Here is a 26,861-nt window from a genome sequence, read left to right as displayed (position 1 = left end):
GCAATGGGGAACGACGACAAGCTTCGCGACTACCTCAAGCGTGCCACCGCCGAGCTCCAGCAGACCCGCAGGCGGCTGCGCGAGGCCGAGGCCAAGGACCACGAGCCGATCGCGATCGTGTCCATGGCCTGCCGCTTCCCCGGCGATGTGGACACCCCGGAGAAGCTGTGGGACCTGGTGGCCGACGGCCGGGACGCCATCACCGGCTTCCCCGGCAACCGCGGCTGGGACATCGAGAACCTCTACGACCCCGAGCCCGCCACCCCGGGCAAGACCTACAGCCGCCAGGGCGGATTCCTCCACGAAGCAGGGGAGTTCGACGCCGACTTCTTCAAGATGAGCCCGCGGGAGGCCAGGGAGACCGACCCGCAGCAGCGGCTGCTCCTGGAGACCGCCTGGGAGGCCCTGGAGCGCGGCGGCCTCGCCCCCACCTCCCTCAAGGGCTCCAGGACCGGCGTCTTCGCCGGCGTCGCGTACCACGACTACGCGGCAAATGGTTACGGCCGCCTGGCCAGCGTCGTCTCCGGACGCATCGCCTACACGCTCGGGCTGGAGGGACCCGCGGTCACGGTGGACACGGCCTGCTCGTCCTCCCTGGTGGCCCTGCACCTGGCGGTCCAGTCGCTGCGCTCGGGCGAGTGCACGCTCGCCCTGGCCGGCGGGGTCACCGTGATGACCACACCCGACTCCTTCGTGGGCTTCAGCCAGGACCGCGGGCTGGCCCCGGACGGCCGCTGCAAGTCCTTCGCGTCGGCCGCGGACGGCACCGGCTGGGGCGAGGGCGTCGGCATGCTCCTGGTGGAGCGACTGTCGGACGCGCAACGGAACGGGCACCCGGTCCTCGCCGTCGTACGGGGCTCGGCCGTGAACCAGGACGGCGCGAGCAACGGCCTGTCCGCACCGAACGGCCCGTCACAGCAGCGAGTCATCCAACAGGCCCTGCAAGCATCGCAGTTGAGCCCGTCGGACGTGGACGCGGTAGAGGCGCACGGTACGGGTACGACGTTGGGCGACCCGATCGAGGCGCAGGCGTTGTTGGCGACGTACGGGCAGGAGCGGGCCGGTGGTGAGCCGTTGTGGCTGGGGTCGCTGAAGTCGAACGTGGGGCACACGCAGGCCGCCGCCGGTGTCGGCGGAATCATCAAGATGGTCGAGGCCATGCGGCACGGCGTATTGCCGAAGACGTTGCATGTGGATGAGCCATCGCCGCAGGTGGACTGGTCGGCGGGCGACGTTCGGTTGCTGACAGAGGCACGCCCGTGGCCGGAGGCGGGACGTCCCCGGCGGGCGGCCGTGTCGTCCTTCGGACTCAGCGGCACCAACGCACACGTGGTGCTGGAACAGGCGCCGCCCGCGCCCGAGCCGGAGCGAGCGGTGAACGGGTCGGAGGGCCCCGCAACGGCGGTTCCGCTCCTCCTCTCCGCCCGCAGCCCGGAAGCCCTCAACGCACAGGCCCGGCGCCTGCGGGACCACCTCGACGGCACCGATACGCCCCTCCTCGACCTGGGACACTCCCTCGCCACTACACGCTCCGCGTGGGAACACCGGGCGGCCCTCGTCACCCGTACACGCGATGACCTGCTGCGCGACCTGACCCGCCTCGCGGACGGCGAGGCCCCGACGGGCACGGTGCGCGGCAAGGCCGCGGACGGCCCCAGCGCGTTGTTGTTCACGGGCCAGGGGGCGCAGCGGCTGGGAATGGGCCGGGAGTTGTATGCGGCGTTCCCGGTCTTCGCCGAGTCTTTCGACGCGGTACTGGGTGAGCTGGAGCCGGGACTGCGGGAGGTGATGTGGGGCGAGGACGCGGAACTGCTCAACCGCACCCGCAACACCCAGCCGGCGCTGTTCGCCTTCGAGGTGGCGTTGTTCCGGCTGATGGAGTCGTGGGGGGTGCGTCCGGACTTCGTGGCCGGGCATTCCATCGGTGAGATCGCGGCGGCGCATGTGGCCGGGGTGTTGTCGCTGTCCGATGCGGCGAGGTTGGTGTCGGCGCGCGGCCGGCTGATGGATGCGCTGCCCGCGGGCGGCGCGATGGTGGCGGTGCAAGCTTCGGAGGCGGAGGTGCTGCCGCACCTTGCCGACGGGGTGAGCATCGCGGCGGTGAACGGTCCGTCGGCTGTGGTGGTCTCCGGCGCGGAGCCCGAAGTCCTGGCGATCGCAGCGCACTTCGAGGGCGCAGGCCGCAAAGTGACGCGCCTCCAGGTCTCGCATGCGTTCCACTCACCGCTGATGGAGCCGATGCTCGATGAGTTCCGGACCATGGCTGAGGGATTCACCTACAACACACCCCGGATTCCCTTCATCTCGACGCTCACCGGCGACCGGGTCACCGATGAGCTGACCGCTCCCGGTTACTGGGTGCGGCATGTGCGCGAGGCGGTGCGTTTCGCGGATGCCGTCCGGGTCCTGGAGAAGTCCGGTGTTGTGACCTTCGTCGAGGTCGGCCCCGCGGCCGTACTGTCGGCCACCGGCCCGTCCTGCCTGGCCGACGGCAGCGACGCCGCGTTCGTGCCGCTGCTGCGCCGCGGCCATGACGAGGAGAGTGAACTCGCCCTCGGGCTCGGCGCGGCACACGTGGCGGGTGCGCAGGTGGACTGGCATGCCTACTACGCGGGGCGGGGCGCCCGGCGGGTGGACCTGCCCACGTACGCCTTCCAGCGCCGTTGGTACTGGTTCGACCGGCCCGCGGGCGATGACGGCCGGCCCTCCGCGGCGCCGACCGGTGCAGGTGTCCAGGAGCCGAGGGCCGGGCTCGACAGTCACCGTTACCGACTCACCTGGGCTCCGGTCAGGGACGACGCGCCGCAGGCCGCCCTGCCGGGCACCTGGCTGGTCGTCGTACCCGCCGGATACCGGGACGACAAGCGTGCTGCCGCGCTCCTCGACGGGCTGGCCGGGCGCGCCGACCAGCTCGTCCACCTGGAGGCGACCGGTGCCGACCGTACCGCTCTCGCACGGCAGGTCGCCGAGGTCACCGGTGAGGCTGCGGGCCGCGGACGGCAGCTCGCCGGCGTCCTCTCGCTGCTCGCGCTCGACGACGTACCGCACCCCCGGCACCCGCACCTCGCCCGGGGCGTCGCCGACACCGTCACGCTGGTACAGGCCCTGGCGGACGCGCGCGTCACGGCGCGGCTGTGGGGCGTGACCGCACGTGCCGTCGCGGTCACCGCGGACGAGGAGCCCGACAATCCCTCGCAGGCCATGCTCTGGGGCATGGGCGCGGGACTTGCCCTGGACCACCCGGACACCTGGGGCGGCATGATCGACCTGCCCGCGGCCGTGGACGCGAAGGTCCTGGACCACGTATGTGCCGTGCTGGCGGCCCCGGTGGCGCCCGCCTCGTCGACCGAGGGCCACGACAGGGTCGCCGTCCGGGACGGCGGCCGGTACACCCAGCGCATGACACATGCCCCGCTCGGTACGGCGGTGCCGCCGCGGGACTGGCGGCCCAGCGGCACCGTCCTCATCACCGGCGGTACCGGGGGCCTCGGTGCCCATGTCGCCCGGATGCTGGCCGACCGCGGGGCCGGACATCTGCTCCTCACCAGCCGCCGCGGCCGGGACGCCGACGGCGTCGCCGAGCTGGAGCGCGAGCTGACCGAGCGCGGTGCGCGGGTCACGGTCGAGGCCTGCGACGTCGCCGACCGGGCAGCGCTGCGCGACGTGCTGGCCGCGATTCCGGAGGAGTATCCGCTCACCGCGGTGGTGCACGCCGCCGGTGTGATGCAGCGCATCGCACCGCTGACCGAGCTGTCGGTCGAGGAGTTCGCGGAGACGGCGCGCGCCAAGATGGCGGGCGCCCGGCACCTGGACGAACTCCTCGGTGACCGGCCACTGGACGCGTTCGTGCTGTTCTCCTCCGGCGCCGCCGTGTGGGGCAGCGCAGGGCAAGCCGCGTACGGCGGCGCCAACGCCTACCTCGACGCACTCGCCCAGCGCCGTCGGGCGAACGGCCGCACCGCGACCTCCATCGCCTGGGGTTCCTGGGACAGCGGCATGGTGGACGCCGCACTCGGCGCGGCACTGCGCCGGATCGGCGCGCCTCCGATGGATCCCGGCCGCTGCCTGGAAGGGCTGGGGCAGGCGCTCGATCACGACGAGAGCCACCTGGTGTTCGCCGACATCGAGTGGTCGCGCTTCGCGCCCACGTACGGCTTCGCCCGGGCCTGCCCGCTGCTGAACGAACTGCCGGCGGCCCGGGCGGCCCTGGACCCCGGCCCGGGCGCCGGCGGTTCCGACGGCACGGGACCGGACTTCGTGGCCGGCCTGGCGGCGCTGCCCGAGCCCCAGCAGACCCGCACGCTGCTCGACCTCGTCCGTACCCACGTCGCCGAGCTGCTCGGTTACGACGGTCCCGAACAGCTCGACCCGGCGCGGCCCTTCGAAGACCTCGGCTTCGACTCGGTCGCCGCCGTGGACGTCACCAAGCGGCTCAGCGACGCGGTCGGCCGCAGACTCCCGACCACGATGGTCTTCGACCACGCCTCCCCGGCCGCGCTGGCGGACTACCTGCGCGCGGAACTCTGCCAGGACGGCCCGGCGGACGGGCTGTCCGTACTCGCCGAACTCGACCGCATCGAAGCGGCCGTCACCGCGCTGCCGCCCGAGGAGATCCGGCGCGGACGGGTCGTCGACCGGCTGCGGACCCTGCTCGCCAGGGCCGGCGAGGCAGCCGGGGAAACGGAGCGCACGGCCGCCGTCCCCGGCGGGATCGCCGACGCCACCACCGCCGACGACGTCTTCGACTTCATCGACCGGGAGCTCGGCCTCGGCTGACCACCCCGCCCGAAGGAATTCGGGCCCGAGAACTCTTCGCAGAGCTGCACGGCGGCCGGTGCTGCCGCCGCACGAACAAGGATGTTGTGAGGCTGGGAATGGCTGACGACCAGAAGCTCCTCGAGTACCTCAAGCGGGTCACCACCGATCTGGCCCAGACCCGGCAGCGGCTCCAGGAGTTCGAGGCCAGGGAACAGGACCCGATCGCGATCGTGTCCATGAGCTGCCGCTACCCCGGCGGCATCGAGTCCCCCGAGGACCTGTGGCGACTGGTCGCCGAGGGCGGCGACGCCATCGGGGAGTTCCCCGCGGACCGCGGCTGGAACCTGGCCGGGCACGCCGCGGCCGGGCTCACCCGCCAGGGAGGCTTCGTACAAGACGTCGCCGGCTTCGACCCGGGTTTCTTCAACATCTCGCCACGCGAGGCCCAGGCCATGGACCCGCAGCAGCGGATCATGCTGGAACTTGCCTGGGAGGCCCTGGAACGCGCCGGCATCGCCCCCGACCGGGTACGCGGCAGCCAGACCGGCGTGTTCGCCGGCTCCGGCTTCCAGGACTACGGCGATCTGCTCAACGCCGCACCCGAGGCATCCGCCGCGTACATGGGTACGGCCGCGGTCGCCGCCGTCATCGCCGGCCGGGTCTCCTACACCCTCGGCCTGGAGGGACCCGCGGTTACCGTCGACACGGCCTGCTCCTCCTCGCTGGTCGCCGTGCACCTGGCCGCCCAGGCGCTGCGCGACGGCGAGTGCACCCTCGCACTGGCCGGCGGCGTCATGGTGATGTCGACCCCCGGCCCGTTCGTGGGGATGAGCAAGCAGGGCGGCCTCGCACGGGACGGCCGGATCAAGGCGTTCGCGGACGCCGCCGACGGTACCGCCTGGTCCGAGGGCGCCGGCCTGCTCGTACTGGAACGCCTCTCCGACGCCCGCAGCAACGGCCACCCGGTCCTCGCGGTCATCCGGGGCTCGGCGGTCAACCAGGACGGCGCGAGCAATGGCCTCACCGCCCCGAACGGCCCGTCCCAGCAGCGCGTCATCCGCCAGGCCCTGGCCGCCGCCCGGCTCACCAGCCACCAGATCGACCTGGTCGAGGGCCATGGCACCGGTACGACGCTCGGTGACCCCATCGAGGCGCAGGCACTGCTGGCGACGTACGGACACGGCCGCCCGGAGGACACCCCGCTCTGGCTGGGCTCGCTCAAGTCCAACATCGGCCATGCCCAGGCCGCCGCCGGTGTCGGCGGCATCATCAAGCTCGTCCAGGCGATCCACCACGGCGTCATGCCCCGCACGCTCCACGTCGACCGGCCCACCACCCACGTCGACTGGCAGGCCGGCAACGTCCGGCTGCTGACCGAGGCCCGCGACTGGCCGGGGACCGAACAGCCCCGCCGGGCCGCGGTCTCCGCCTTCGGCGTCAGCGGCACCAACGCACACCTGATCCTCGAAGAAGCACCGCTGACCTGCGAAGAGCCGCCGCGCGAGGAGGCCGCGGACGGTATTCCCCATCCGCTGCCCTGGCCCGTCTCCGCCCGCAGCGCCGACGCCCTGCCCGCCCAGGCGGCCCGCCTCGCCACACACCTCGACCAGCACCCCGAACTCCGCCCCGTGGACGTCGGCTACTCCCTCGCCACCACCCGCGCCGGTCTGGAACACCGGGCCGTGCTCCTGCCCGAGGACACGGAGGGTTACGGAGACGCACTGGCCGCACTCGCCGCGGGCCGCCCTGCGCCGGGGCTCGTACAGGGGTTGGTGTCGGACGGCCTCAGCGCGTTTCTGTTCACGGGGCAGGGGGCCCAACGTCTCTGCATGGGGCGGCAGTTGTATGCGGCGTTCCCCGTCTTCGCCGAGGCGCTGGACGCGGTACTGGATGAGCTGGAGCCGGGGCTGCGGGAGGTGATGTGGGGTGAGGACGCGGAGCTGCTGAACCGCACTCGTTTCACTCAGCCCGCACTCTTCGCCGTCGAGGTGGCGTTGTTCCGGCTGGTGGAGTCCTGGGGGGTGCGCCCGGATTACGTGGCCGGGCACTCCATCGGGGAGATCGCGGCGGCACATGTCGCTGGGGTGCTGTCCTTGTCCGATGCGGCGAGGTTGGTGTCGGCACGTGGGCGGTTGATGGATGCGCTGCCGGCGGGCGGTGCGATGGTGGCGGTGCAGGCTTCGGAGGCGGAGGTGCTGCCGCACCTCGCCGACGGGGTGAGCATTGCCGCGGTGAACGGCCCGGCGGCTGTGGTGGTCTCCGGCGCGGAGCCCGCAGTCCTGGCTCTCGCAGCGCACTTCGAGGGCGAGGGCCGCAAGGTGACGCGCCTGCGAGTGTCGCATGCGTTCCACTCGCCGTTGATGGAGCCGATGCTCGCCGAGTTCGAGCAGGTGGTTGCTTCGCTTACGTACAACGCACCGCGGATTCCGTTCGTCTCGACCCTCACCGGCGCTCCGGTCACCGGGGAACTGACGGCTCCTGATTATTGGGTGCGGCATGTGCGCGAGGCGGTTCGTTTCGCGGATGCCGTCCGGGTCCTGGAGGCCGAGGGTGTCACCCGCTTCCTGGAGCTGGGCCCGGATGCCGTCCTGACCGCGATGGCCCAGCAGACCGTGGAGTCGGACTCCGCCGCCCTCGTACCGGCCCTGCGCAAGGACCGCCCCGAGCCCGCCGCCCTGCTCACGGCCGTCGCCAGTCTCTACGTCCGCGGCACGACCGTCGACTGGGACGCGTTGTACGCCGGTTATGGCGCGCGCCGCGTGGAGTTGCCGACGTACGCCTTCCAGCGGCAGCGGTACTGGATGCGGCCCGAGGCCGGAGGGGAGGACCTCGGCGCGGCCGGTCTGGACTCCGCCGACCACCCGTTGCTGGGCGCGGCCGTGTCGATCGCCGACACCGAAGGTGCGGTCCTCACCGGCCGTCTCTCGACCACCACCCACCCTTGGCTCGCCGACCACGTCGTGGGCGGCACGGTCCTGTTCCCGGGCACCGGCTTCGTCGAGCTCGCGGTCCGCGCGGGGGACCAGGTCGGCTGCGACACCCTCATGGAGCTGACACTCTTCGCGCCGCTGGCACTGCCGGAGAACGGCGATGTGCAGATTCAGGTGGCGGTGGGACCGGCCGACGCGTTCGGTATCCGTCCGCTGACCATCCACTCCCGCCCGCACGGGGGCGCGGCCGACGCACCTTGGACCCAACATGCGGCGGGCGCCCTCGGCGCCGGGCTCGCTGAACCGGCCGAGGAACTCACCCAGTGGCCGCCGGCCGGTGCGGAGCCGATCGATCTGCAGGGACACTACGACGGTCTCGCGGAGGTCGGCCTCTCGTACGGCCCGGTCTTCCAAGGGCTCAGGGCCGCCTGGCGGGCCGCGGACTCCGGCGACGGTACGAACGAGGTGTTCGCCGAGGTCGAACTGCCCGCACAGAACAGGGAGACGGCCGAACGGCTCGGCCTGCACCCGGCGGTACTGGACGCCGCGCTGCACGCGGTGAGCTTTACCGGTGTGGTCGGCGAGCGCGCCGCGCTGCCCTTCGCCTGGAGCAGCGTCTCGCTGTACGCGTCGGGCGCCTCGCGGGTGCGAGTGCGGCTGACACCCACCCCTGGTGCGGAGGGCGTGAGCCTGGCGGTCGCGGACGCCGAAGGCCGGCCGGTGGCCACGGTCGGCTCGCTGGTGCTGCGCCCGATCTCGGACGAGCAACTGGCGGCGGCGCGTACTGAGTATCACGACTCGCTGTTCGGGGTGGCGTGGTCGCCGCTGTCGGTCGGGGCGACTGCAAGTACATCGGTGTCCGGTGCGGTCGTGGTGCGCAGCCAGTCGGGGAGCAGCGCGGCGGATGTCCGTGCGGCGACGACGGACGTGCTGGCCCGGTTGCAGTCGTACCTGGCCGCGGAGGCCGGTGGGCCGTTGGTTGTGGTGACTCGGGGTGCGGTTGCGGTGGCGGACGGGGAGGCGGTCCCTGATCTGGCGGGTGCTGCGGTGTGGGGTCTCGTACGGTCCGCGCAGTCGGAGAATCCGGGGCTGCCGATTGTGCTGGTCGACGTGGCGGCGACGGATGCCGATCAGCTTGATGAGGCCGTGGCGTTGGCTCTGGCGTCGGGCGAGCCGCAGGTGGCCGTCCGTGCGGGAGCGTCGCTCTACGCGCCGCGGCTGGTCCGTGTAGCCGCTACCGATGGACCCACCGCCGGACCGGGCGCTGTCTTCTCCGATGCCGGAACGATGCTGTTCACCGGTGCGACGGGTGCGCTGGGCGGGCTCTTCGCCCGGCATCTGGTCGCCGAGCACGGTGTACGGAAGCTGGTACTGCTCAGCCGTCGCGGCGCGGAGGCCCCGGGCGCGTCCGAACTGGTAGCAGAACTTGCCGAGTTGGGCGCCGAGGCGCGGATGGTGGCCTGCGATGCGGCCGACCGCACGGCGCTGGCCGAGGTGATTGCAACCATCCCGGACCTGACGGGCATCGTGCACGCGGCCGGAGTCCTCGACGACGGCGTCATCGACGCCCTCACCCCCGACCGTATGGATGCGGTCCTCCGTCCGAAGGCGGACGCGGCGCTCAACCTCCACCACCTCACCGCCGACCACCCCGGCCTGACGGCATTCGTTCTCTTCTCTTCCGGCTCCGGCACCCTCGGCGCACCCGGCCAGGGCAACTACGCAGCCGCCAACGCCTTCCTGGACGCCCTGGCCGCCCACCGACGGGCGCAGGGCCTGCCGGCGCAGTCCCTGGCCTGGGGCCTGTGGAGCTCCGGCATGGCCGGCACGCTCGACGCGGCCGACCGCGCTCGCATGGAGCAGAGCGGCATCTCTGCGCTGACCGAGCAGGAGGGCACGGAGCTCTTCGACGCCGCGCTGAACAGCGGCGAGGCCATCCTGGTCCCGGCCGCGTTCGACCTCCCGGCGCTGCGGGCCCAGGGGGAGGACCTGCCCGCCGTACTCCGCGGACTCGTCCCGGTGACGGCTCGCCGCCGCCGTGCGGGCACCGGCGGCGGAACCGAATCCGGTGCGCTGCAACGGCAGTTGGCCGCGCTGCCTCGGGAGGAGTGGGAAGCCACCCTGCTGGACCTCGTACTCAACCGCGCGGCGCTGGTGCTCGGCTTCGGCGATGCCCAGGCCATCGAGCCGTCGCGGGCCTTCCGTGAGCTGGGCTTCGACTCCCTCGCGGCGGTGGAACTGCGCAACGGCCTCAAGGAAGACACCGGGCTGCGGCTGCCCGCGACACTCGTCTTCGACTACCCGACGTCGGAGACCCTGGCGCGCCACCTGCTGGCGGAACTGTCCGGCTCGGGCTCGGCCTCGGCCGGCGGTGCCGTACCGGCGACGTTCACGGGTACGGCTTCAGGAGCCGGTGCTTCGGGCCCGGCAGCGTTCCTCGACGGCGATGACGACCTGATTGCGATCGTCGGCATGGCCTGCCGTTACCCGGGCGGTGTGACGAGCCCGGACGAGCTGTGGCGGCTGGTCGCGGACGGCGTGGACGCGATCTCCGAGTTCCCCACCGACCGCGGCTGGAATGTGTCGGAACTGTACGACCCCGACTCCGTACGGCCCAACACCAGCTATGTGCGCGAGGGCGGTTTCCTGCACGATGCCGCCGACTTCGATCCGGCGTTCTTCGGGATCAGCCCGAACGAGGCGCTCGGCATGGACCCGCAGCAGCGGCTGCTGCTGGAGACCACCTGGGAGGCCATCGAGCGCGCGGGAATCGACCCGGCCGCGCTCAGAGGCACCCGGACCGGCGTGTACGCCGGAATGATGTACCACGACTACGCCGCCAACTCGGGTACGGGAGCCATCGCTTCCGGCCGCGTCTCCTACGTCTTCGGCCTGGAAGGGCCCGCGGTCACCATTGACACGGCGTGCTCGTCGTCGCTGGTCGCGTTGCACTGGGCGATTCAGGCGTTGCGGTCGGGGGAGTGCGAGCTCGCGCTGGCGGGCGGCGTTGCGGTCATGGCCACCCCCGAGGCATTTGTCGAGTTCAGCCGGCAGGGCGGCCTGGCTCGCGACGGCCGGGCGAAGTCCTTCGCGGCTGCCACGGACGGCACGGCGTGGGCCGAGGGCGTCGGCATGCTCCTGGTGGAGCGACTGTCGGACGCCCGCCGCAACGGCCACCCGGTCCTCGCCGTGGTGCGCGGCAGCGCCCTCAACCAGGACGGTGCGAGCAATGGCCTCACTGCCCCGAATGGCCCGTCGCAGCGTCGGGTGATCCGGCAGGCGCTGGCGAACGCCCGTCTCTCGGCGGCGGATGTGGATGCGGTGGAGGCGCATGGGACGGGTACGACGTTGGGCGACCCGATCGAGGCACAGGCGTTGTTGGCGACGTATGGCCAGGAGCGGGCCGATGGCGAACCGCTGTGGTTGGGCTCGCTGAAGTCGAACATCGGTCATGCCCAGGCTGCCGCTGGTGTCGGCGGGATCATCAAGATGGTCGAGGCGATGCGGCACGGTCTGCTGCCGCAGACGTTGCATGTGGATGAGCCGTCGCGGCAGGTGGATTGGTCGGAGGGTGCCGTCCGGTTGTTGACGGAGTCACGGCCGTGGCCGGAGGTGGGGCGTCCTCGGCGGGCGGCGGTGTCGTCCTTCGGTATCAGTGGGACGAATGCGCATGTGATTCTTGAGCAGGCGCCGGACGTCCCGGCTGCGCAGACCCCGGGCCCGGATGGTGTTGTGGTTCCGTGGGTGTTGTCGGGTAAGTCGGCGGAGGCGTTGCGTGGCCAGGCCGGGCGGTTGCTGGCGCATCTGAGCGAGCGTGCTGACCTGGGCGCGCTGGACACGGCGTTTTCCTTGGCGACCGATCGGGCTGTCTTCGAGCATCGTGCGGTGGTAGTTGGCACGGGTCGGGATGAGCTGCTGGGTGGTCTGGCGGCGTTGGCCGAGGGCCGGCCGGCTGCGGGGCTGACGCAGGGCGTGGCCCGTACGAAGGGCCGTACGGCGTTGTTGTTCACGGGGCAGGGGGCGCAGCGGCTGGGAATGGGTCGGGAGCTGTACGCGGCATTCCCGGTCTTCGCCGAAGCCTTCGACGCGGTACTGGATGAGCTGGAGCCGGGGCTGCGGGAGGTGATGTGGGGCGAGGACGCGGAGCTGCTGAACCGCACTCGTTTCACTCAGCCCGCGCTCTTCGCCGTCGAGGTGGCGTTGTTCCGGCTGGTGGAGTCGTGGGGGATACGCCCGGACTTCGTGGCAGGGCATTCCATCGGTGAGATCGCGGCGGCGCATGTCGCTGGGGTGTTGTCGCTGGCGGATGCGGCGAGGTTGGTGTCGGCACGTGGGCGGTTGATGGATGCGCTGCCGGCCGGTGGTGCGATGGTGGCGGTGCAGGCTTCGGAGGCGGAGGTGTTGCCGCTGCTGTCTTCGGGTGTGGTGGGTATCGCCGCTGTCAATGGGCCGGAGTCGGTCGTTGTCTCGGGCGATGAGGCCGAAGTCCTCGCCGTCCAGGCGCACTTCGAGGGAGTGGGGCGTAAGACGACTCGGTTGCGGGTGTCGCATGCGTTCCACTCGCCGTTGATGGAGCCGATGCTCGATGAGTTCCGGACGGTGGCTGAGGGGCTCACGTACAACGCGCCGCGGATTCCCTTCGTCTCGACGCTCACCGGCGACCGGGTCACCGATGAGCTGACGGCTCCCGATTACTGGGTGCGGCATGTGCGCGAGTCGGTGCGTTTTGCCGACGGTATCCGTGCGTTGGAGGCCGAGGGCGTCACGCGCTTCCTGGAGCTGGGCCCGGACGCTGTGCTGACCGCGATGGCCCGGCAGACCGTGGGGTCGGACTCCGTCGCCCTCGTACCGGCCCTGCGCAAGGACCGCCCCGAGCCCACCGCGCTGATCACGGCGCTGGCAGGACTCCACGTGGCGGGTGTTTCGCCGGACTGGCGGGCACTGTTCGCCGGGCTCGGCGGTGGCCGTCGCGTGCCACTGCCCACGTACGCCTTCCAGCGCCGGCGGTACTGGCTCGACACCCGCGAATACTGGGCCGACGCCTGGGCCGGGGCGGGCGCCGACGATATCGTCTCCGCCGGCCTGGACGTGGCCGATCACCCGCTGCTCGGAGCCATGGTGACCTCGCCGGAGTCGGACGAGGTGGTATTCACGGGGCGGCTGTCGACCGCCGCGCTGCCTTGGCTTGCCGACCACGCGGTGGGTGGCTCGGTGCTCTTCCCGGGCACGGGCTTCGTCGAGCTGGCACTGCGCGCGGGCGACGAGGTCGGCTGTGACGTACTGGAGGAACTGACGCTCCAGGCGCCGCTGGTCCTGCCGGAGAAGGGCGGGGTGAACGTCCGGATCGTCGTGCGTGCCCCCGACGACGCGGGCGTGCGGTCTCTGGCCGTCTACGCCCGTGGTGACGGCGCGGATCTCTCGTGGACCCGGCATGCCGTGGGCACCCTCGCCGCTGGTGCGCCGGTCCCCGCCTTCGATTTGGGGCAGTGGCCGCCGGCGGGTGCCGAGCCGGTCGCTGTTGCGGGTCTGTATGACGGGTTGGCGGTGGCCGGTCTTGAGTACGGGCCGGTGTTCCAGGGGCTGAAGGCCGCTTGGCGTTCCGGTGATGAGGTGTTTGCCGAGGTTGAGCTGGCGGAGGATGGTAACGGGGAGGGCTACGGTCTGCATCCGGCGCTGTTGGATGCCTGCCTGCACGCGATCGGCCTGCAGGACGGGGACGATGAGTCCGCGCGGCTTCCGTTCGCCTGGAGTGGTGTGTCCCTGTATGCCACGGGTGCTTCGCGTGTCCGGTTGCGGTTGTCTCCGGCGGGTGCGGAGGGCGTGGCACTGGCGCTCGCGGACGGTGAAGGCCGACCCGTCGCCGAGGTTGCTTCCCTGGTCCTGCGCCCGGTATCGGCCGAGCAGCTGAAGGCGGCCCGGGCTTCCTTCCATGACTCACTGTTCGAGGTGGCATGGTCGCCGCTGTCGGTCGGGACGATGGCGAGCGCGTCGGCGTCCGATGCGGTGGTGGTACGCAGCGGGGCGGGCAGCAGCGCCGAGGATGTCCGTGCGGCGGCGAAGGACGTGCTGGCCCGGGTGCAGTCGTACCTGGCTGCGGACTCCGATGGGCCGCTGGTCGTGGTGACCCAGGGTGCGGTTGCGGTGACGGATGGGGAGACCGTCTCTGACCTGGTGGGCGCCGCAGTGTGGGGTCTCGTACGGTCCGCGCAGTCGGAGAATCCCGGGCTGCCGATCGTGCTGGTCGACGCCGCGGAGGCGGAGGTGGACGAGGCGGTGGCACTGGCCATCGGCTCGGGCGAGCCGCAGGTGGCTGTGCGTGGGGGAGCGGTCTACGGAGCACGCCTGACCCGTGTCGCTGCCGATGACTCCGCTGCTCCCCAGCGTGCTGTCTTCTCGGATGCGGGAACGGTGTTGCTGACCGGTGCGACGGGTGCGTTGGGCGGCCTCTTCGCCCGACATCTGGTCGCCGAGCATGGTGTACGGAAGCTGGTACTGCTCAGCCGTCGCGGTCCCAACGCACCTGGCGCGCCCGAACTACTCGCCGAACTGGCCGAGTTGGGATCCGAGGTGCGGGCAGTCGCGTGTGATGCGGCCGACCGTGCGGCACTGGCCGAGGTGATAGCAACCATCCCGGACCTGACCGGCGTCGTCCACGCGGCCGGTGTCCTGGATGACGGTGTCCTCACCGCCCTCACCCCCGACCGGATGGATGCGGTCCTGCGCCCGAAGGTGGACGCGGCGCTCAATCTGCACGACCTCACCGCCGACCGGCCCGACCTCACCGCCTTCGTCACCTTCTCCTCAGCCGCGGGCACTCTCGGTGCGCCCGGCCAGGGCAACTACGCGGCGGCCAATGCGTTCCTGGACGCGCTGGCCGCACACCGTCGGGCCCAAGGCCTGCCGGCACTGTCGCTGGCCTGGGGACTGTGGGCGGACGAGGCCGCCGGTATGGCGGGTGGGCTGAGCGATGCGGACCTGCAACGCATGGCCCGTACCGGCGTCCGCGCCCTCACCGCCGTCGAAGGCCTCGCGCTCTTCGACACAGCGGCAACCCTCCCGACCCCCGCCCTCCTCCCCATCCACCTCGATCTCAAGGCGCTCGCCGAGGGCTTCGGGGGTGAGGTACCCGAACTCTTCCGGGCGCTCGTCCGCCGCCCGATCCGCCGCACCGCCGCCAACGGCCGGAGCGCGGTGGCCGGAACGGCCTCGGCGCTGGAGCAGCGCATCGCGGGCCTCACGGCTGAGGAGAGCGACGCGCTGTTTCTGGAGCTCGTGCGTACCCAGGCGGCTGCGATCCTCGGCCACGCCGGGCCCGAGGCGATCGCACCGGACCAGGCATTCGGAGAGCTCGGCTTCGACTCGCTCAGCGCTGTCGAGTTCCGTAACGGCCTGAGCGAGGCGGTCGGCAAACGCCTGCCCGCGACTCTCGTCTTCGACTATCCGACGCCGACCGCCCTCGCACGGGAACTCGCACGCGAGCTGGCGGGTCAGCAGGAAACGGTCGAGCCGGCCGGCAACGGCGGCGCCGCGACCGATGACGACCCGATCGCGATCGTCGCGATGAGCTGCCGCTATCCGGGCGGCGTGGCCACGCCCGAGGACCTGTGGCGACTGGTGGCCGACGGGGTGGACGCGGTATCTCCCTTCCCGGACAACCGGGGCTGGGACCTCGATGCCCTCTACGACCCGACCGCGCAGCGCCCCGATACCAGCTATGTGCGCGAGGGCGGTTTCCTGCATGATGCCGCCGACTTCGATCCGGCGTTCTTCGGGATCAGCCCGAACGAGGCGTTGGCCATGGACCCGCAGCAGCGGCTGCTGCTGGAGACCACCTGGGAAGCCATCGAGCGCGCAGGCATCGACCCCGCGACGCTGAAGGGCAGCCGGACCGGTGTGTTCGCCGGGATGATGTACCACGATTACGCCGACAACACGAACACCGGCTCCGTGGCCTCCGGCCGTCTCTCCTACGTTTTCGGCCTGGAGGGGCCCGCGGTGACGGTGGACACGGCGTGCTCGTCGTCGCTGGTCGCGTTGCACCTGGCGATTCAGGCGTTGCGATCGGGGGAGTGTGAGCTCGCGCTGGCGGGCGGCGTTGCGGTCATGGCCAGCCCCGAAGCGTTCATCGAGTTCAGCCGGCAGCGCGGGCTGTCGCGCAGTGGCCGGTGCCACTCCTTTGCGTCGGCCGCGGACGGCACCGGCTGGGGTGAGGGTGTCGGCATGCTGCTGGTGGAGCGACTGTCGGACGCACAGCGGAACGGTCACCCGGTCCTCGCCGTCGTACGGGGCTCGGCCGTGAACCAGGACGGCGCGAGCAATGGCCTCACCGCTCCGAATGGTCCGTCGCAGCGTCGGGTGATCCGGCAGGCGCTGGTGGCGGCCCGGTTGAGCCCGTCGGATGTGGACGCGGTGGAGGCGCATGGGACAGGTACGACGTTGGGTGACCCGATCGAGGCGCAGGCGTTGCTGGCGACGTACGGCCAGGAGCGGGCCGGCGGTGAGCCGCTGTGGCTGGGGTCGCTGAAGTCGAATGTCGGGCACACGCAGGCCGCGGCGGGTGTCGGCGGGATCATCAAGATGGTCGAGGCGATGCGGCACGGTCTGCTGCCGCAGACGTTGCATGTGGATGAGCCGTCGCGGCAGGTGGACTGGTCGGCGGGTGATGTCCGGTTGTTGACGGAGTCGCGGCCGTGGCCGGAGGCGGGGCGTCCGCGGCGGGCTGCTGTGTCATCGTTCGGCATCAGTGGCACCAATGCACATGTGATCCTTGAGCAGGCGCCGGACGTCCCGGCTGTCGATGCCTCCGCGCCGAGCCCGGACCTGGAGGGTGTTGCGGTTCCGTGGGTGCTGTCGGGTAAGTCGGCGGAGGCGCTGCGGGGCCAGGCCGGGCGGTTGCTGGCGCATCTGAGCGAGCGCACTGACCTGGGCGCCTTGGACACGGCGTTCTCCTTGGCGACCGATCGGGCTGTCTTCGATCACCGTGCGGTGGTGGTCGGTGCGGATCGGGATGAGCTGCTGGGTGGTCTGGCGGCGTTGGCCGAGGGGCGGCAGGCTGCGGGGCTGACGCAGGGCGTGGCTCGCGCGGAGGGCCGTACGGCGTTGTTGTTCACGGGGCAGGGGGCGCAGCGGCTGGGAATGGGCCGGGAGCTGTATACGACGTTCCCGGTCTTCGCCGAGGCGCTGGACGCAGTGCTGGCAGAGTTGGATCCGGAGTTGCGGGAGGTGATGTGGGGCGAGGACGCGGAACTGTTGAACCGCACCCGGTTCACTCAGCCCGCGCTGTTCGCCGTCGAGGTAGCACTCTTCCGGCTGGTGGAGTCCTGGGGGGTACATCCGGATTACGTGGCCGGGCATTCCATCGGCGAGATCGCGGCGGCGCATGTCGCCGGGGTGCTGTCCCTGCCCGATGCGGCGAGATTGGTGTCGGCCCGCGGGAAGCTGATGGACGCGCTGCCGGCGGGCGGTGCGATGGTGGCCGTAGAGGCAACGGATAAGGAGGTGCTGGCGCAGCTCCCCTCGCCGGAGTCGGCGGGGATCGCGGCGATCAATGGCCCGACGGCGGTCGTGGTCTCGGGTGCGGAGGCCGAGGTGCTGGCCGTCAAGGCGCACTTCGACGCCGAGGGACGCCGGACGGCCCGGCTGAAGGTGTCGCATGCGTTCCACTCGCCGTTGATGGAGCCGATGCTCGATGAGTTCCGGGCCGTGGCTGAGGGGCTTACGTACAACGCGCCGCGGATTCCCTTCGTCTCGACGCTCACCGGTGCTCCGGTCACCGGTGAACTGACCGACCATGGTTACTGGGTGCGGCATGTGCGCGAGGCGGTGCGTTTTGCCGACGGTATCCGTGCGTTGGAGGCCGAGGGCGTCACCCGCTTTCTGGAGCTGGGGCCGGACGCTGTCCTGACCGCGATGGCCCGGCAGACCGTGGAGTCGGACTCCGTCGCCCTCGTACCGGCCCTGCGCAAGGACCGCCCCGAGCCCACCGCGCTGATCACGGCGCTGGCGGGACTCCACGTGGCGGGTATTTTGCCGGACTGGAGGGCACTGTTCGCCGGGCTCGGCGGTGGTCGCCGCGTGCCACTGCCCACCTACGCCTTCCAACGCCGGACGTTCTGGCGCGTCGACGCCGCGCACACCTCGGCGGCCGACCCCGCCACCATCGGTCAGGGGGCGGCCGATCATCCGCTGCTGGGTGCGGCGGTGTCGTTGGCCGACTCGGACGGGGTGGTGTTCACGGGGCGTCTGTCGACCACCGCACTGCCTTGGCTTGCCGACCATGTGGTGGGTGGCATGGTGCTCTTCCCGGGCACGGGCTTCGTCGAGCTGGCACTGCGCGCGGGCGACGAGGTCGGCTGTGACGTACTGGAAGAGTTGACTCTTGAGGCGCCGTTGGTACTGCCTGAGCGTGGCAGCGTTCAGCTTCAGGTGACGGTGGGTGATGCCGACAGCGCCGGTGCTCGGTCGCTGAATGTGTACTCGCGTCTGGAGGACGAGGGCGCTGCTTGGGTTCGTCACGCGGTGGGTGTGGTGGCCTCGGGCGCTGCTCCGGCGTCGTTCGATCTGGGGCAGTGGCCGCCGGCGGGCGCCGAGCCGGTCGACGTTGCGGGTCTGTATGACGGGTTGGCGGTGGCCGGTCTTGAGTACGGGCCTGCGTTCCAAGGGCTGAAGGCCGCCTGGCGTTCCGGTGATGAGGTGTTTGCCGAGGTCAAGTTGGCGGAGGATGGTGACGGGGAGGGTTACGGTCTGCATCCGGCGCTGTTGGATGCCTGCCTGCACGCGATCGGCCTGCGGGACGGGGACGATGAGTCCGCGCGGCTTCCGTTCGCTTGGAGCGGTGTGTATCTGTATGCCACGGGTGCTTCGCGCGTGCGACTGCGGTTGTCTCCGGCGGGTGCGGAGGGCGTGGCGCTGACGCTCGCGGACGATGCGGGTCGACCGGTGGCTGAGGTACGCGCACTGACGCTGCGCGCCATCCCGGCCGAGCAGCTCGCGGTCGCACGTACCGAGTATCACGACTCACTGTTCGAGCAGGTGTGGTCGCCGCTGTCGATACCGGCGAGTGCGTCGGCGTCCGATGCGGTGATGGTGCGCAGCGGGTCGGGGAGTAGCGCCGAGGATGTTCGTGCGGCGGCGAAGGACGTGCTGGCCCGGGTGCAGTCGTACCTCGCTGCGAACTCCGACCGGCCGCTCGTCGTGGTGACCCAGGGCGCGGTCGCCGTGACGGACGAGGAGACCGTCTCTGACCTGGCGGGTGCTGCGGTGTGGGGTCTCGTACGGTCGGCGCAGTCGGAGAATCCGGGGCTGTCGATCGTGCTGGTCGACGTGTGCGAGGGAGAGGTGGATGAGGCGGTGGCACTGGCCATCGCTTCGGGCGAGCCGCAGGTGGCTGTACGTGGAGGAGCGTTGTACGGGGCGCGGCTGGCCCGTGTCGCTGCCGATGACTCCGCCGTCCCCCAGCGTGCTGTCTTCTCCGATGCGGGAACGGTGTTGCTGACCGGTGCGACAGGTGCCCTGGGCGGGCTCTTCGCCCGGCACCTGGTCGCCGAGCACGGTGTACGGAAGCTTGTACTGCTCAGCCGTCGCGGCCCCGACGCACCTGGCACGCCCGAACTACTCGCCGAACTGGCCGAGTTGGGCGGCGAGGCGCGAGCGGTGGCCTGTGATGCGGCCGACCGCGCCGCACTGGCCGAGGTAATAGCAACCATCCCCGACCTGACCGGCATCGTCCACGCGGCCGGTGTCCTGGATGACGGCGTCCTCACCGCCCTCACCCCCGACCGTATGGATGCGGTCCTGCGCCCGAAGGTGGACGCGGCCCTCAACCTCCACCACCTCACCGCCGACCGACCCGACCTCACCGCCTTCGTGGTGTTCTCCTCCGCGGCCGGTGTGTTCGGCAACCCGGGTCAGGGCAACTACGCGGCGGCCAACGCCTTCCTCGACGCCCTGGCCGTCCACCGCCGGGCGCAGGGCCTGCCCGCCCAGTCCCTGGCCTGGGGACTGTGGGCGGATGAGGCCGCCGGTATGGCGGGCGGGCTGAGCGATGCGGACCTGCAGCGCATGGCCCGTACCGGCGTCCGTGCCCTCACCGCCGCCGAAGGACTCGCCCTCTTCGACACCGCAGTAACCCTCCGCACGCCAGCCCCCATCCCCACCCACCTCGACATCGAGACGTTCGCCGCGCATGCACAGAGCGACGGCGGCGAGATCCCGGAGCTGTTCCGCGGACTTGTCCGTCGCCCGGTCCGCCGCACTGCTGCCAGAGCAGCAGGGGCCGCCGGGGGATCAATCGCCGCCGCGGACGCGCTCAAGCATCGGCTTGCCGGACTGCCGCCGGAGCAGCGTGAGCAAGCTCTGCTCGACCTCGTCCGTACGCACGTTGCGGCCACTCTCGGCCATGACAACGCGGATGCCATCGAACCTGGAAGCGTCTTCGGAGACCTGGGCTTCGACTCGCTCAGCGCCGTTGAGTTCCGTAACGCCCTCAACGCTGAGACGGGCCTCAGGCTGCCGCCGACGCTCGTCTTCGACTATCCGAGCGTGCAGACGCTCGCCGTCCACTTGTCGGAGCACCTGGATGTGAGCGGTGGGGGCGGGGCCGACAGCGAGGACGAGCAGATCCGCAGCGTGCTGCGGAGCATTCCGCTCAGCAGGCTGCGGGACGCGGGCCTGCTGCAGAGCCTCCTCGAACTCGGCGGGGTGACCGACGCCGGCCGGTTCGCCACCGCACCGCACGCCGACGGCGAGGGGACGGCTGAGGAGTCCCTCGACGACATCGACATCGACGACATGGACACCGACAGCCTGATCAGCATGGCGCTGGACGGCATCGATGCTGCCGCCACCGAGGAAGCGGGGGATCTGTAATGGCCGGCTCCGGCGAACACAACAAGCAGGACACGCAGCACACGCAGCACACGCAGCAAACGCAGGAGAAGCAGCAGAAGCTGGTAGCGGCGCTCCGGGCATCATTGAAGGAGACCGAACGGCTGCGCGCTCAGCACGGCAAGCTGACCGCCGAGCTTCGCGAACCCATCGCGATCGTCGGTATGGCCTGCCGTTACCCCGGCGGTGCCACGAGCCCGGACGAGCTGTGGCGGCTGGTCGCGGACGGCGTGGACGCAGTGTCCGAGTTCCCGGCCGACCGGGGCTGGGACGCGGATCGGCTGTTCGACCCGGAGGGCGTACGGCCCAACACCACCTACGTGAACCAGGGCGGATTCCTGCACGACGCCGCGGAGTTCGACCCGGACCTGTTCGGCATCAGCCCGAACGAGGCGCGCCTCATGGACCCGCAGCAGCGGTTGCTGCTGGAGGCTTCCTGGGAGGCGATTGAGCGAGCGGGCATCGACCCCATCGGGCTGAAGGGCAGCCGGACCGGTGTGTTCGCCGGGATGATGTACCACGACTACCCGGCCAACGCGAATACCGGTTCCATCGCCTCCGGCCGGGTCTCGTACGTGCTCGGCCTGGAGGGCCCCTCGACAACGGTGGACACGGCATGCTCGTCGTCGCTGGTCGCGCTGCACTGGGCGATCCAGGCGCTGCGGTCGGCGGAGTGCTCGCTCGCGCTGGTCGGCGGGGTGTGTGTGATGGCCACGCCGGAGACCTTCGTCGAGTTCAGCCGGCAGCGCGGGTTGTCGCGCAGTGGCCGGTGCAAGTCCTTCGCGGCGGCCGCGGACGGCACGGCGTGGGCCGAGGGCGTGGGAGTACTGCTGGTGGAGCGGCTGTCGGACGCGCGCCGCAACGGTCACCCGGTCCTCGCGGTCGTACGGGGCATGGCCGTCAACCAGGACGGCGCGAGCAACGGCCTGACGGCCCCGAACGGCCCCGCTCAGCAGCGGGTCATTCGACAGGCGCTGGCGAACGCCCGTCTCTCCACCGCGGATGTGGATGCGGTGGAGGCGCACGGTACGGGTACGACGCTGGGCGATCCGATCGAGGCGCAGGCGTTGCTGGCGACGTACGGCCAGGAGCGGACCGGTGGCGAACCGCTGTGGTTGGGCTCGCTGAAGTCGAACATCGGTCATGCCCAGGCCGCGGCCGGTGTCGGCGGGATCATCAAGATGGTCGAGGCGATGCGGCGTGGGGTGTTGCCGAGGACGTTGCATGTGGATGAGCCGTCGCGGCAGGTGGACTGGTCTGCGGGGGATGTCCAGTTGTTGACGGAGGCGCGGCCTTGGCCGGAGGCAGGGCGCCCCCGGCGAGCGGCGGTCTCCTCCTTCGGCATCAGTGGCACCAACGCTCATGTGATCCTTGAGCAGGCGCCGGACGCCCCGGCTGTCGATGCCCCTGCGCCGAGCCCGGACCCGGAAGGTGTTGCGGTTCCGTGGGTGCTCTCGGGCAAGTCGGCGGAGGCGCTGCGCGGCCAGGCCGAACGGCTGCTGGCCCATGTTCGAGGCGATACGGACATACGGATGCTGGATGTCGGAGCGTCCCTGGTGAGTTCCCGACCGTTGCTTGAGCATCGTGCGGTGGTGGTCGGTGCGGGTCGAAATGAGCTGCTGGGCGGCCTGGCGGCGTTGGCCGAGGGACGGCCGACTGCGGGGCTGACGGAGGGCGTTGCCCGCGCCAAGGGCCGTACGGCGTTGTTGTTCACGGGTCAGGGGGCGCAGCGGCTGGGAATGGGCCGGGAGCTGTATGCGGCGTTCCCGGTCTTTGCCGAGGCGCTGGACGCGGTGCTGGCAGAGTTGGATCCGGGGCTGCGGGAGGTGATGTGGGGCGAGGACGCGGAATTGTTGAACCGCACCCGCAACACCCAGCCCGCACTCTTCGCCGTCGAGGTGGCGCTGTTCCGCCTGGTGGAGTCCTGGGGGATACGTCCGGACTTCGTGGCCGGGCACTCCATCGGCGAGATCGCGGCGGCACATGTGGCCGGGGTCCTGTCGCTGCCCGACGCGGCGAGATTGGTGTCGGCGCGCGGGAAGCTGATGGACGCGCTGCCAGCAACCGGTGCGATGGTGGCCGTACAGGCGACCGAGGCGGAGGTGCTGCCGCACCTGTCGTCCGGCGTGGTGGGTATCGCCGCCGTCAACGGCCCGCATGCGATGGTGGTTTCCGGTGCGGAGCCGGAGGTCCTTGCCATCCAGGAGTACTTCAAGGCAGCGGGGCGCAAGACGACGCGGCTGAAGGTCTCGCATGCATTCCACTCGCCGCTGATGGAGCCGATGCTTGCCGAGTTCGAGCAGGTGACCGCCTCACTCACGTACAACGCGCCGCGAATTCCCTTCGCCTCAACGCTCACCGGCGACCGCGTCACCGATGAGCTGACGGCTCCCGGTTACTGGGTGCGGCATGTACGCGAGGCAGTGCGTTTCACCGACGGTATCCGTGCGCTGGAGGCCGAGGGTGTCACACGTTTCCTGGAGCTGGGTCCGGATGCTGTCCTGACCGCGATGGCTCAGCAGACGGTGGAGTCGGACTCCGCGCTCCTCGTGCCGGCCCTGCGCAAGGACCGCCCCGAGCCCACCGCCCTTCTCACCGCCGTCGCGCAACTGCACGTGTCGGGTGTGACGCCCACCTGGTCCGCCTTCTTCGAGGGCCGCGGCGCCCGTCGCGTACAGCTTCCGACATACGCATTCCAACGCCGTCGCTACTGGCTCGACACCCTCGGTTACCTCGCGGAGTCGTGGATCGCAGCGGACCTCGGCGGTGTGAGCTCAGCCGGCCTGGACACGAACGATCACCCGCTGCTGGGTGCGGCGGTGTCGTTGGCCGACTCGGACCGGGTGGTGTTCACGGGGCGTCTGTCGACCACCGCACTGCCTTGGCTTGCCGACCACGTGGTGGGCGGCATGGTCCTCTTCCCTGGGACGGGCTTCGTCGAGCTGGCACTGCGCGCGGGCGACGAGGTCGGCTGCGCTGGACTGGAGGAGCTGACACTCCACGCGCCGCTGGTACTCCCTGAGAGCGGTGCGGTGGCCGTCCAGGTTGTCGTGGATACGGGCGCGCGAAACGTGAGTGTGTACTCGCGTGTGGAGGGCGAGGGCGCTCCGTGGGTGCGTCACGCGGAGGGCGTTTTGACCGCAGGGGCGGTCCCACCCTCGTTCGATCTGGGGCAGTGGCCGCCGACCGGTGCCGAATCGGTCAACGTCGCGGGTCTGTATGACGGATTGGCGGTGGCCGGGCTTGAGTACGGGCCGGTGTTCCAGGGGCTGAAGGCCGCCTGGCGGTCCGGGGACGAGGTGTTTGCCGAGGTCGAGCTGGCGGAGGAAGGCGACGGGGAGGGCTACGGTCTGCATCCGGCACTCCTGGACGCCTGCCTTCACGCCCTGGGACTGCGCGACACGGACGACCGGTCCGCGCGACTGCCGTTCCTGTGGAGTGGTGTCTCCCTGTACGCGTCGGGCGCCTCGCGGGTTCGGGTCCGGCTGACACCAACGCCCGGGGCGGACGGAGTGACCCTGGCCGTCGCCGACGCCGAGGGCCGACCGGTGGCCACTGTCAGTTCGCTGGCCCTGCGCCCGATCCCGACCGAGCAGCTCGCGGCCGCGCGTACCGAGTATCACGACTCACTGTTCGAGGTGGCATGGTCGCCGCTGTCACCCGGAGCGACGGCGAGTGCGCCGCTTTCGGGCGCGACGGTGGTGCGCAGCCAGTCGGGCAGCAGCGCCGAGGATGTCCGCGCGGCGGCGAAGGACGTGCTGGCCCAGGTGCAGTCGTACCTGGCTGCGGACTCCGACGGGCCGCTGGTCGTGGTGACCCAGGGCGCCGTGGCCGTGAACGATGAGGAGGACGTCACCGATCTGGCGGGCGCTGCGGTGTGGGGTCTCGTACGCTCCGCCCAGTCGGAGAATCCGGGACTGCCGATCGTGCTGGTCGACATCGCGCAGGCGGAGGCCGATCAGCCCGACGAGGCGGTGGCACTGGCCATCGCCTCGGGCGAACCGCAGGTGGCCGTACGCGGCGGACAGGCATACAGCGCACGTCTGACGCGCCTCGCTGCTGCCGAGCCTCCCGCACCTCAGTCCACGTGCTTCTCCGACTCGGGAACAGTGCTGCTGACCGGTGCGACAGGCGCCCTGGGCGGCCTCTTCGCCCGACACCTCGTCGCCGAGCACGGTGTCCGCAAGCTGGTACTGCTCAGCCGCCGCGGCCCCAACGCACCCGGGACGGCCGAACTGCTCGCGGAACTGGAGCAGTTGGACGCCGAAGCGCGAGCGGTGGCCTGTGATGCGGCCGACCGTGCGGCACTGGCCGAGGTGATAGCAACCATCCCGGACCTGACCGGCGTCGTGCACGCGGCCGGTGTCCTGGACGACGGTGTCATCGCCACCCTCACCCCGGAGCGCATGGATGCGGTCCTGCGCCCGAAGGTGGACGCGGCACTCAACCTCCACCACCTCACCGCAGACCGACCCGACCTCACCGCCTTCATCACCTTCTCCTCCGCAGCCGGCGTCTTCGGCAACCCGGGCCAAGGCAACTACGCGGCAGCCAACGCCTTCCTGGACGCCCTGGCCGTCCACCGCCGGGCGCAGGGCCTGCCCGCCCAGTCCCTGGCCTGGGGACTGTGGGCGGACGAGGCAACCGGCACGGCGGATGGCATGGCGGGCGGCCTGAGCAAAGCCGATCTCCAGCGCATGGCCCGTACCGGCGTCCGCGCCCTGACCCCCGCCGAAGGACTCGCCCTCTTCGACACCGCAGCCACCCTCGCGGCCCCCGCCCCCATCCCCATCCACCTCGACCTCACCACACTGGCCGAAAGCTTCGAGGACGAGGTACCCGGATTCTTCCGGGCGCTCGTTCGCCGCCCGGTCCGCCGTACGGCCGCCACCGCAGCCGGCTCCGGCGACCCCGCCGCCCGCCTCCGCGCGCGGCTCGACGGCCTGAGCACCGACGCGGAACGCGAACAAGCGCTGCTCGAACTCGTCGTGGAGCGCGCGGCATCCGTGCTCGGGCACCACAGCGCGCAGGCGATCGACCCCGAGCGGGACTTCCTGGAAGCGGGCTTCGACTCGCTCAGCGCCATGGAGCTGCGGGCGGCGTTGCAATCCGCGACGGGACTCTCCCTGCCGCCGATGGCGGTCTTCGACAACAAGCATCCGGTGGGTCTGGCACAGGTACTGGTCAAGGCGTACGCCGGACAGCCGGGCGGCGGCGGAACGGCGTCGGGTACGTACGGGGCGCAGCCTCCGGCCGTTGGTATCGGGACCGCGAACGGAGACGCGTCCGACCCCGCCGACACCATCACCGGTCTCTTCCGGGACGCGATCCGAGTCGGCCGGACCCCCCAGGCATTCGACCTGCTGCGGGCCGTGGCCGGGCTGCGGCCTGCCTTCGGTTCCGCGGCCGAGCTGGCCGAGCTCGGTGGTCTCCCGTCGCCGGTCACCTTGGCCGACGGCCCGGCCCGTACCCGGATCATCTGCCTCAGTACGCCGATGGCCACCGGGGGTACGCACCAGCACGCGCGGTTCGCGGCACCCTTCCGGGGCCGGCGCCGGGTGGCGACGCTGCCGATCCCCGGTTTCACCCGCGACGACCGTCTCCCGGCGTCCGTCGACGCCCTGGTGGAGGTGTTGGCCGAAGGTGTGCTGGCGGCGGCGGAGGGCGAGCCGTTCGTACTGTTCGGCTACTCCTCCGGTGGTGTTCTCGCGCACGCCACGGCCCGCCAACTGGAGAAGATGGCAGGGCAGCGGGGCGGGCATGGGCCTGCAGGGGTGGTACTCGTCGACACGTACCGGGTGACCGGTGACGAGGGCGGCGGCATGCAGGCGGAGGTGTTCGCGGAGATGTCGGCCGCGCTGGTCGACCGCGATGCGGAGTTCGGGCTGTTCAACAGCACCGGGCTGTCGGCGATGAGTGCGTACTTCGACCTGCTGCCGCGGTTCGGCCTTGAGGAGCAGCCGGCGGCTCCGGTGCTGTTCGTCGGGGCGGATGAACCGTTCCTGACCCCCGAGCAGGCGGCGAACGCCGGTGATGCCTGGCGGGCCGTGCCCTGGTTCACCCCGCACACCCACCGGTTGGTGCCCGCGACCCACTTCACCATCGTGGAGGAACAGGCGGAGCGCACCGCGCGCACGGTCGAAGAGTGGGTGGCCGAGCTGTGACGGAAGCCCACTGACAGAAGACCACTGACGGAAGACCACTGAAGCGGTACAGGCCGGCATGACGGAACGCACCGCGGAACAGGGGGCGGTAGGGGGCCCGCGGCCGCCCCCTGTCGCCTACCGT

3 protein-coding genes are annotated in these 26,861 nt (G+C 71.1%); all 3 read left to right on the top strand.

Features of this window, described 5'->3' with window-relative positions:
- The first annotated feature begins 3 nt into the window (after window positions 1–3).
- The 3 genes from AB0I82_RS06025 (at window position 4) to AB0I82_RS06015 (ending at window position 26,737) form a co-directional block, all read left to right on the top strand.
- On the top strand, window positions 4–4,776 hold the full coding sequence (locus AB0I82_RS06025; protein ID WP_363256096.1) for an SDR family NAD(P)-dependent oxidoreductase: 4,773 nt from the start codon (window positions 4–6) through the stop codon (window positions 4,774–4,776).
- Between the two features lie 98 nt (window positions 4,777–4,874).
- Window positions 4,875–20,555, top strand: coding sequence for a type I polyketide synthase (locus AB0I82_RS06020; protein WP_363255849.1), 15,681 nt, complete (start codon window positions 4,875–4,877; stop codon window positions 20,553–20,555).
- The gene (locus AB0I82_RS06015; protein WP_363255848.1) at window positions 20,555–26,737 is read left to right on the top strand and encodes a type I polyketide synthase; all 6,183 of its coding nucleotides are present in this window, start codon (window positions 20,555–20,557) and stop codon (window positions 26,735–26,737) included. Before AB0I82_RS06020 ends, AB0I82_RS06015 begins: the two co-directional genes overlap by 1 nt.
- Window positions 26,738–26,861: the final 124 nt, after the last annotated feature.

Origin of the sequence: Streptomyces sp. NPDC050315 (assembly GCF_040655775.1) — a bacterium.
In the GTDB taxonomy this organism is placed as follows: domain Bacteria; phylum Actinomycetota; class Actinomycetes; order Streptomycetales; family Streptomycetaceae; genus Streptomyces.
Note: the sequence above shows the minus strand (reverse complement) of the source record. Positions and strands in the feature narration are given on the sequence as shown.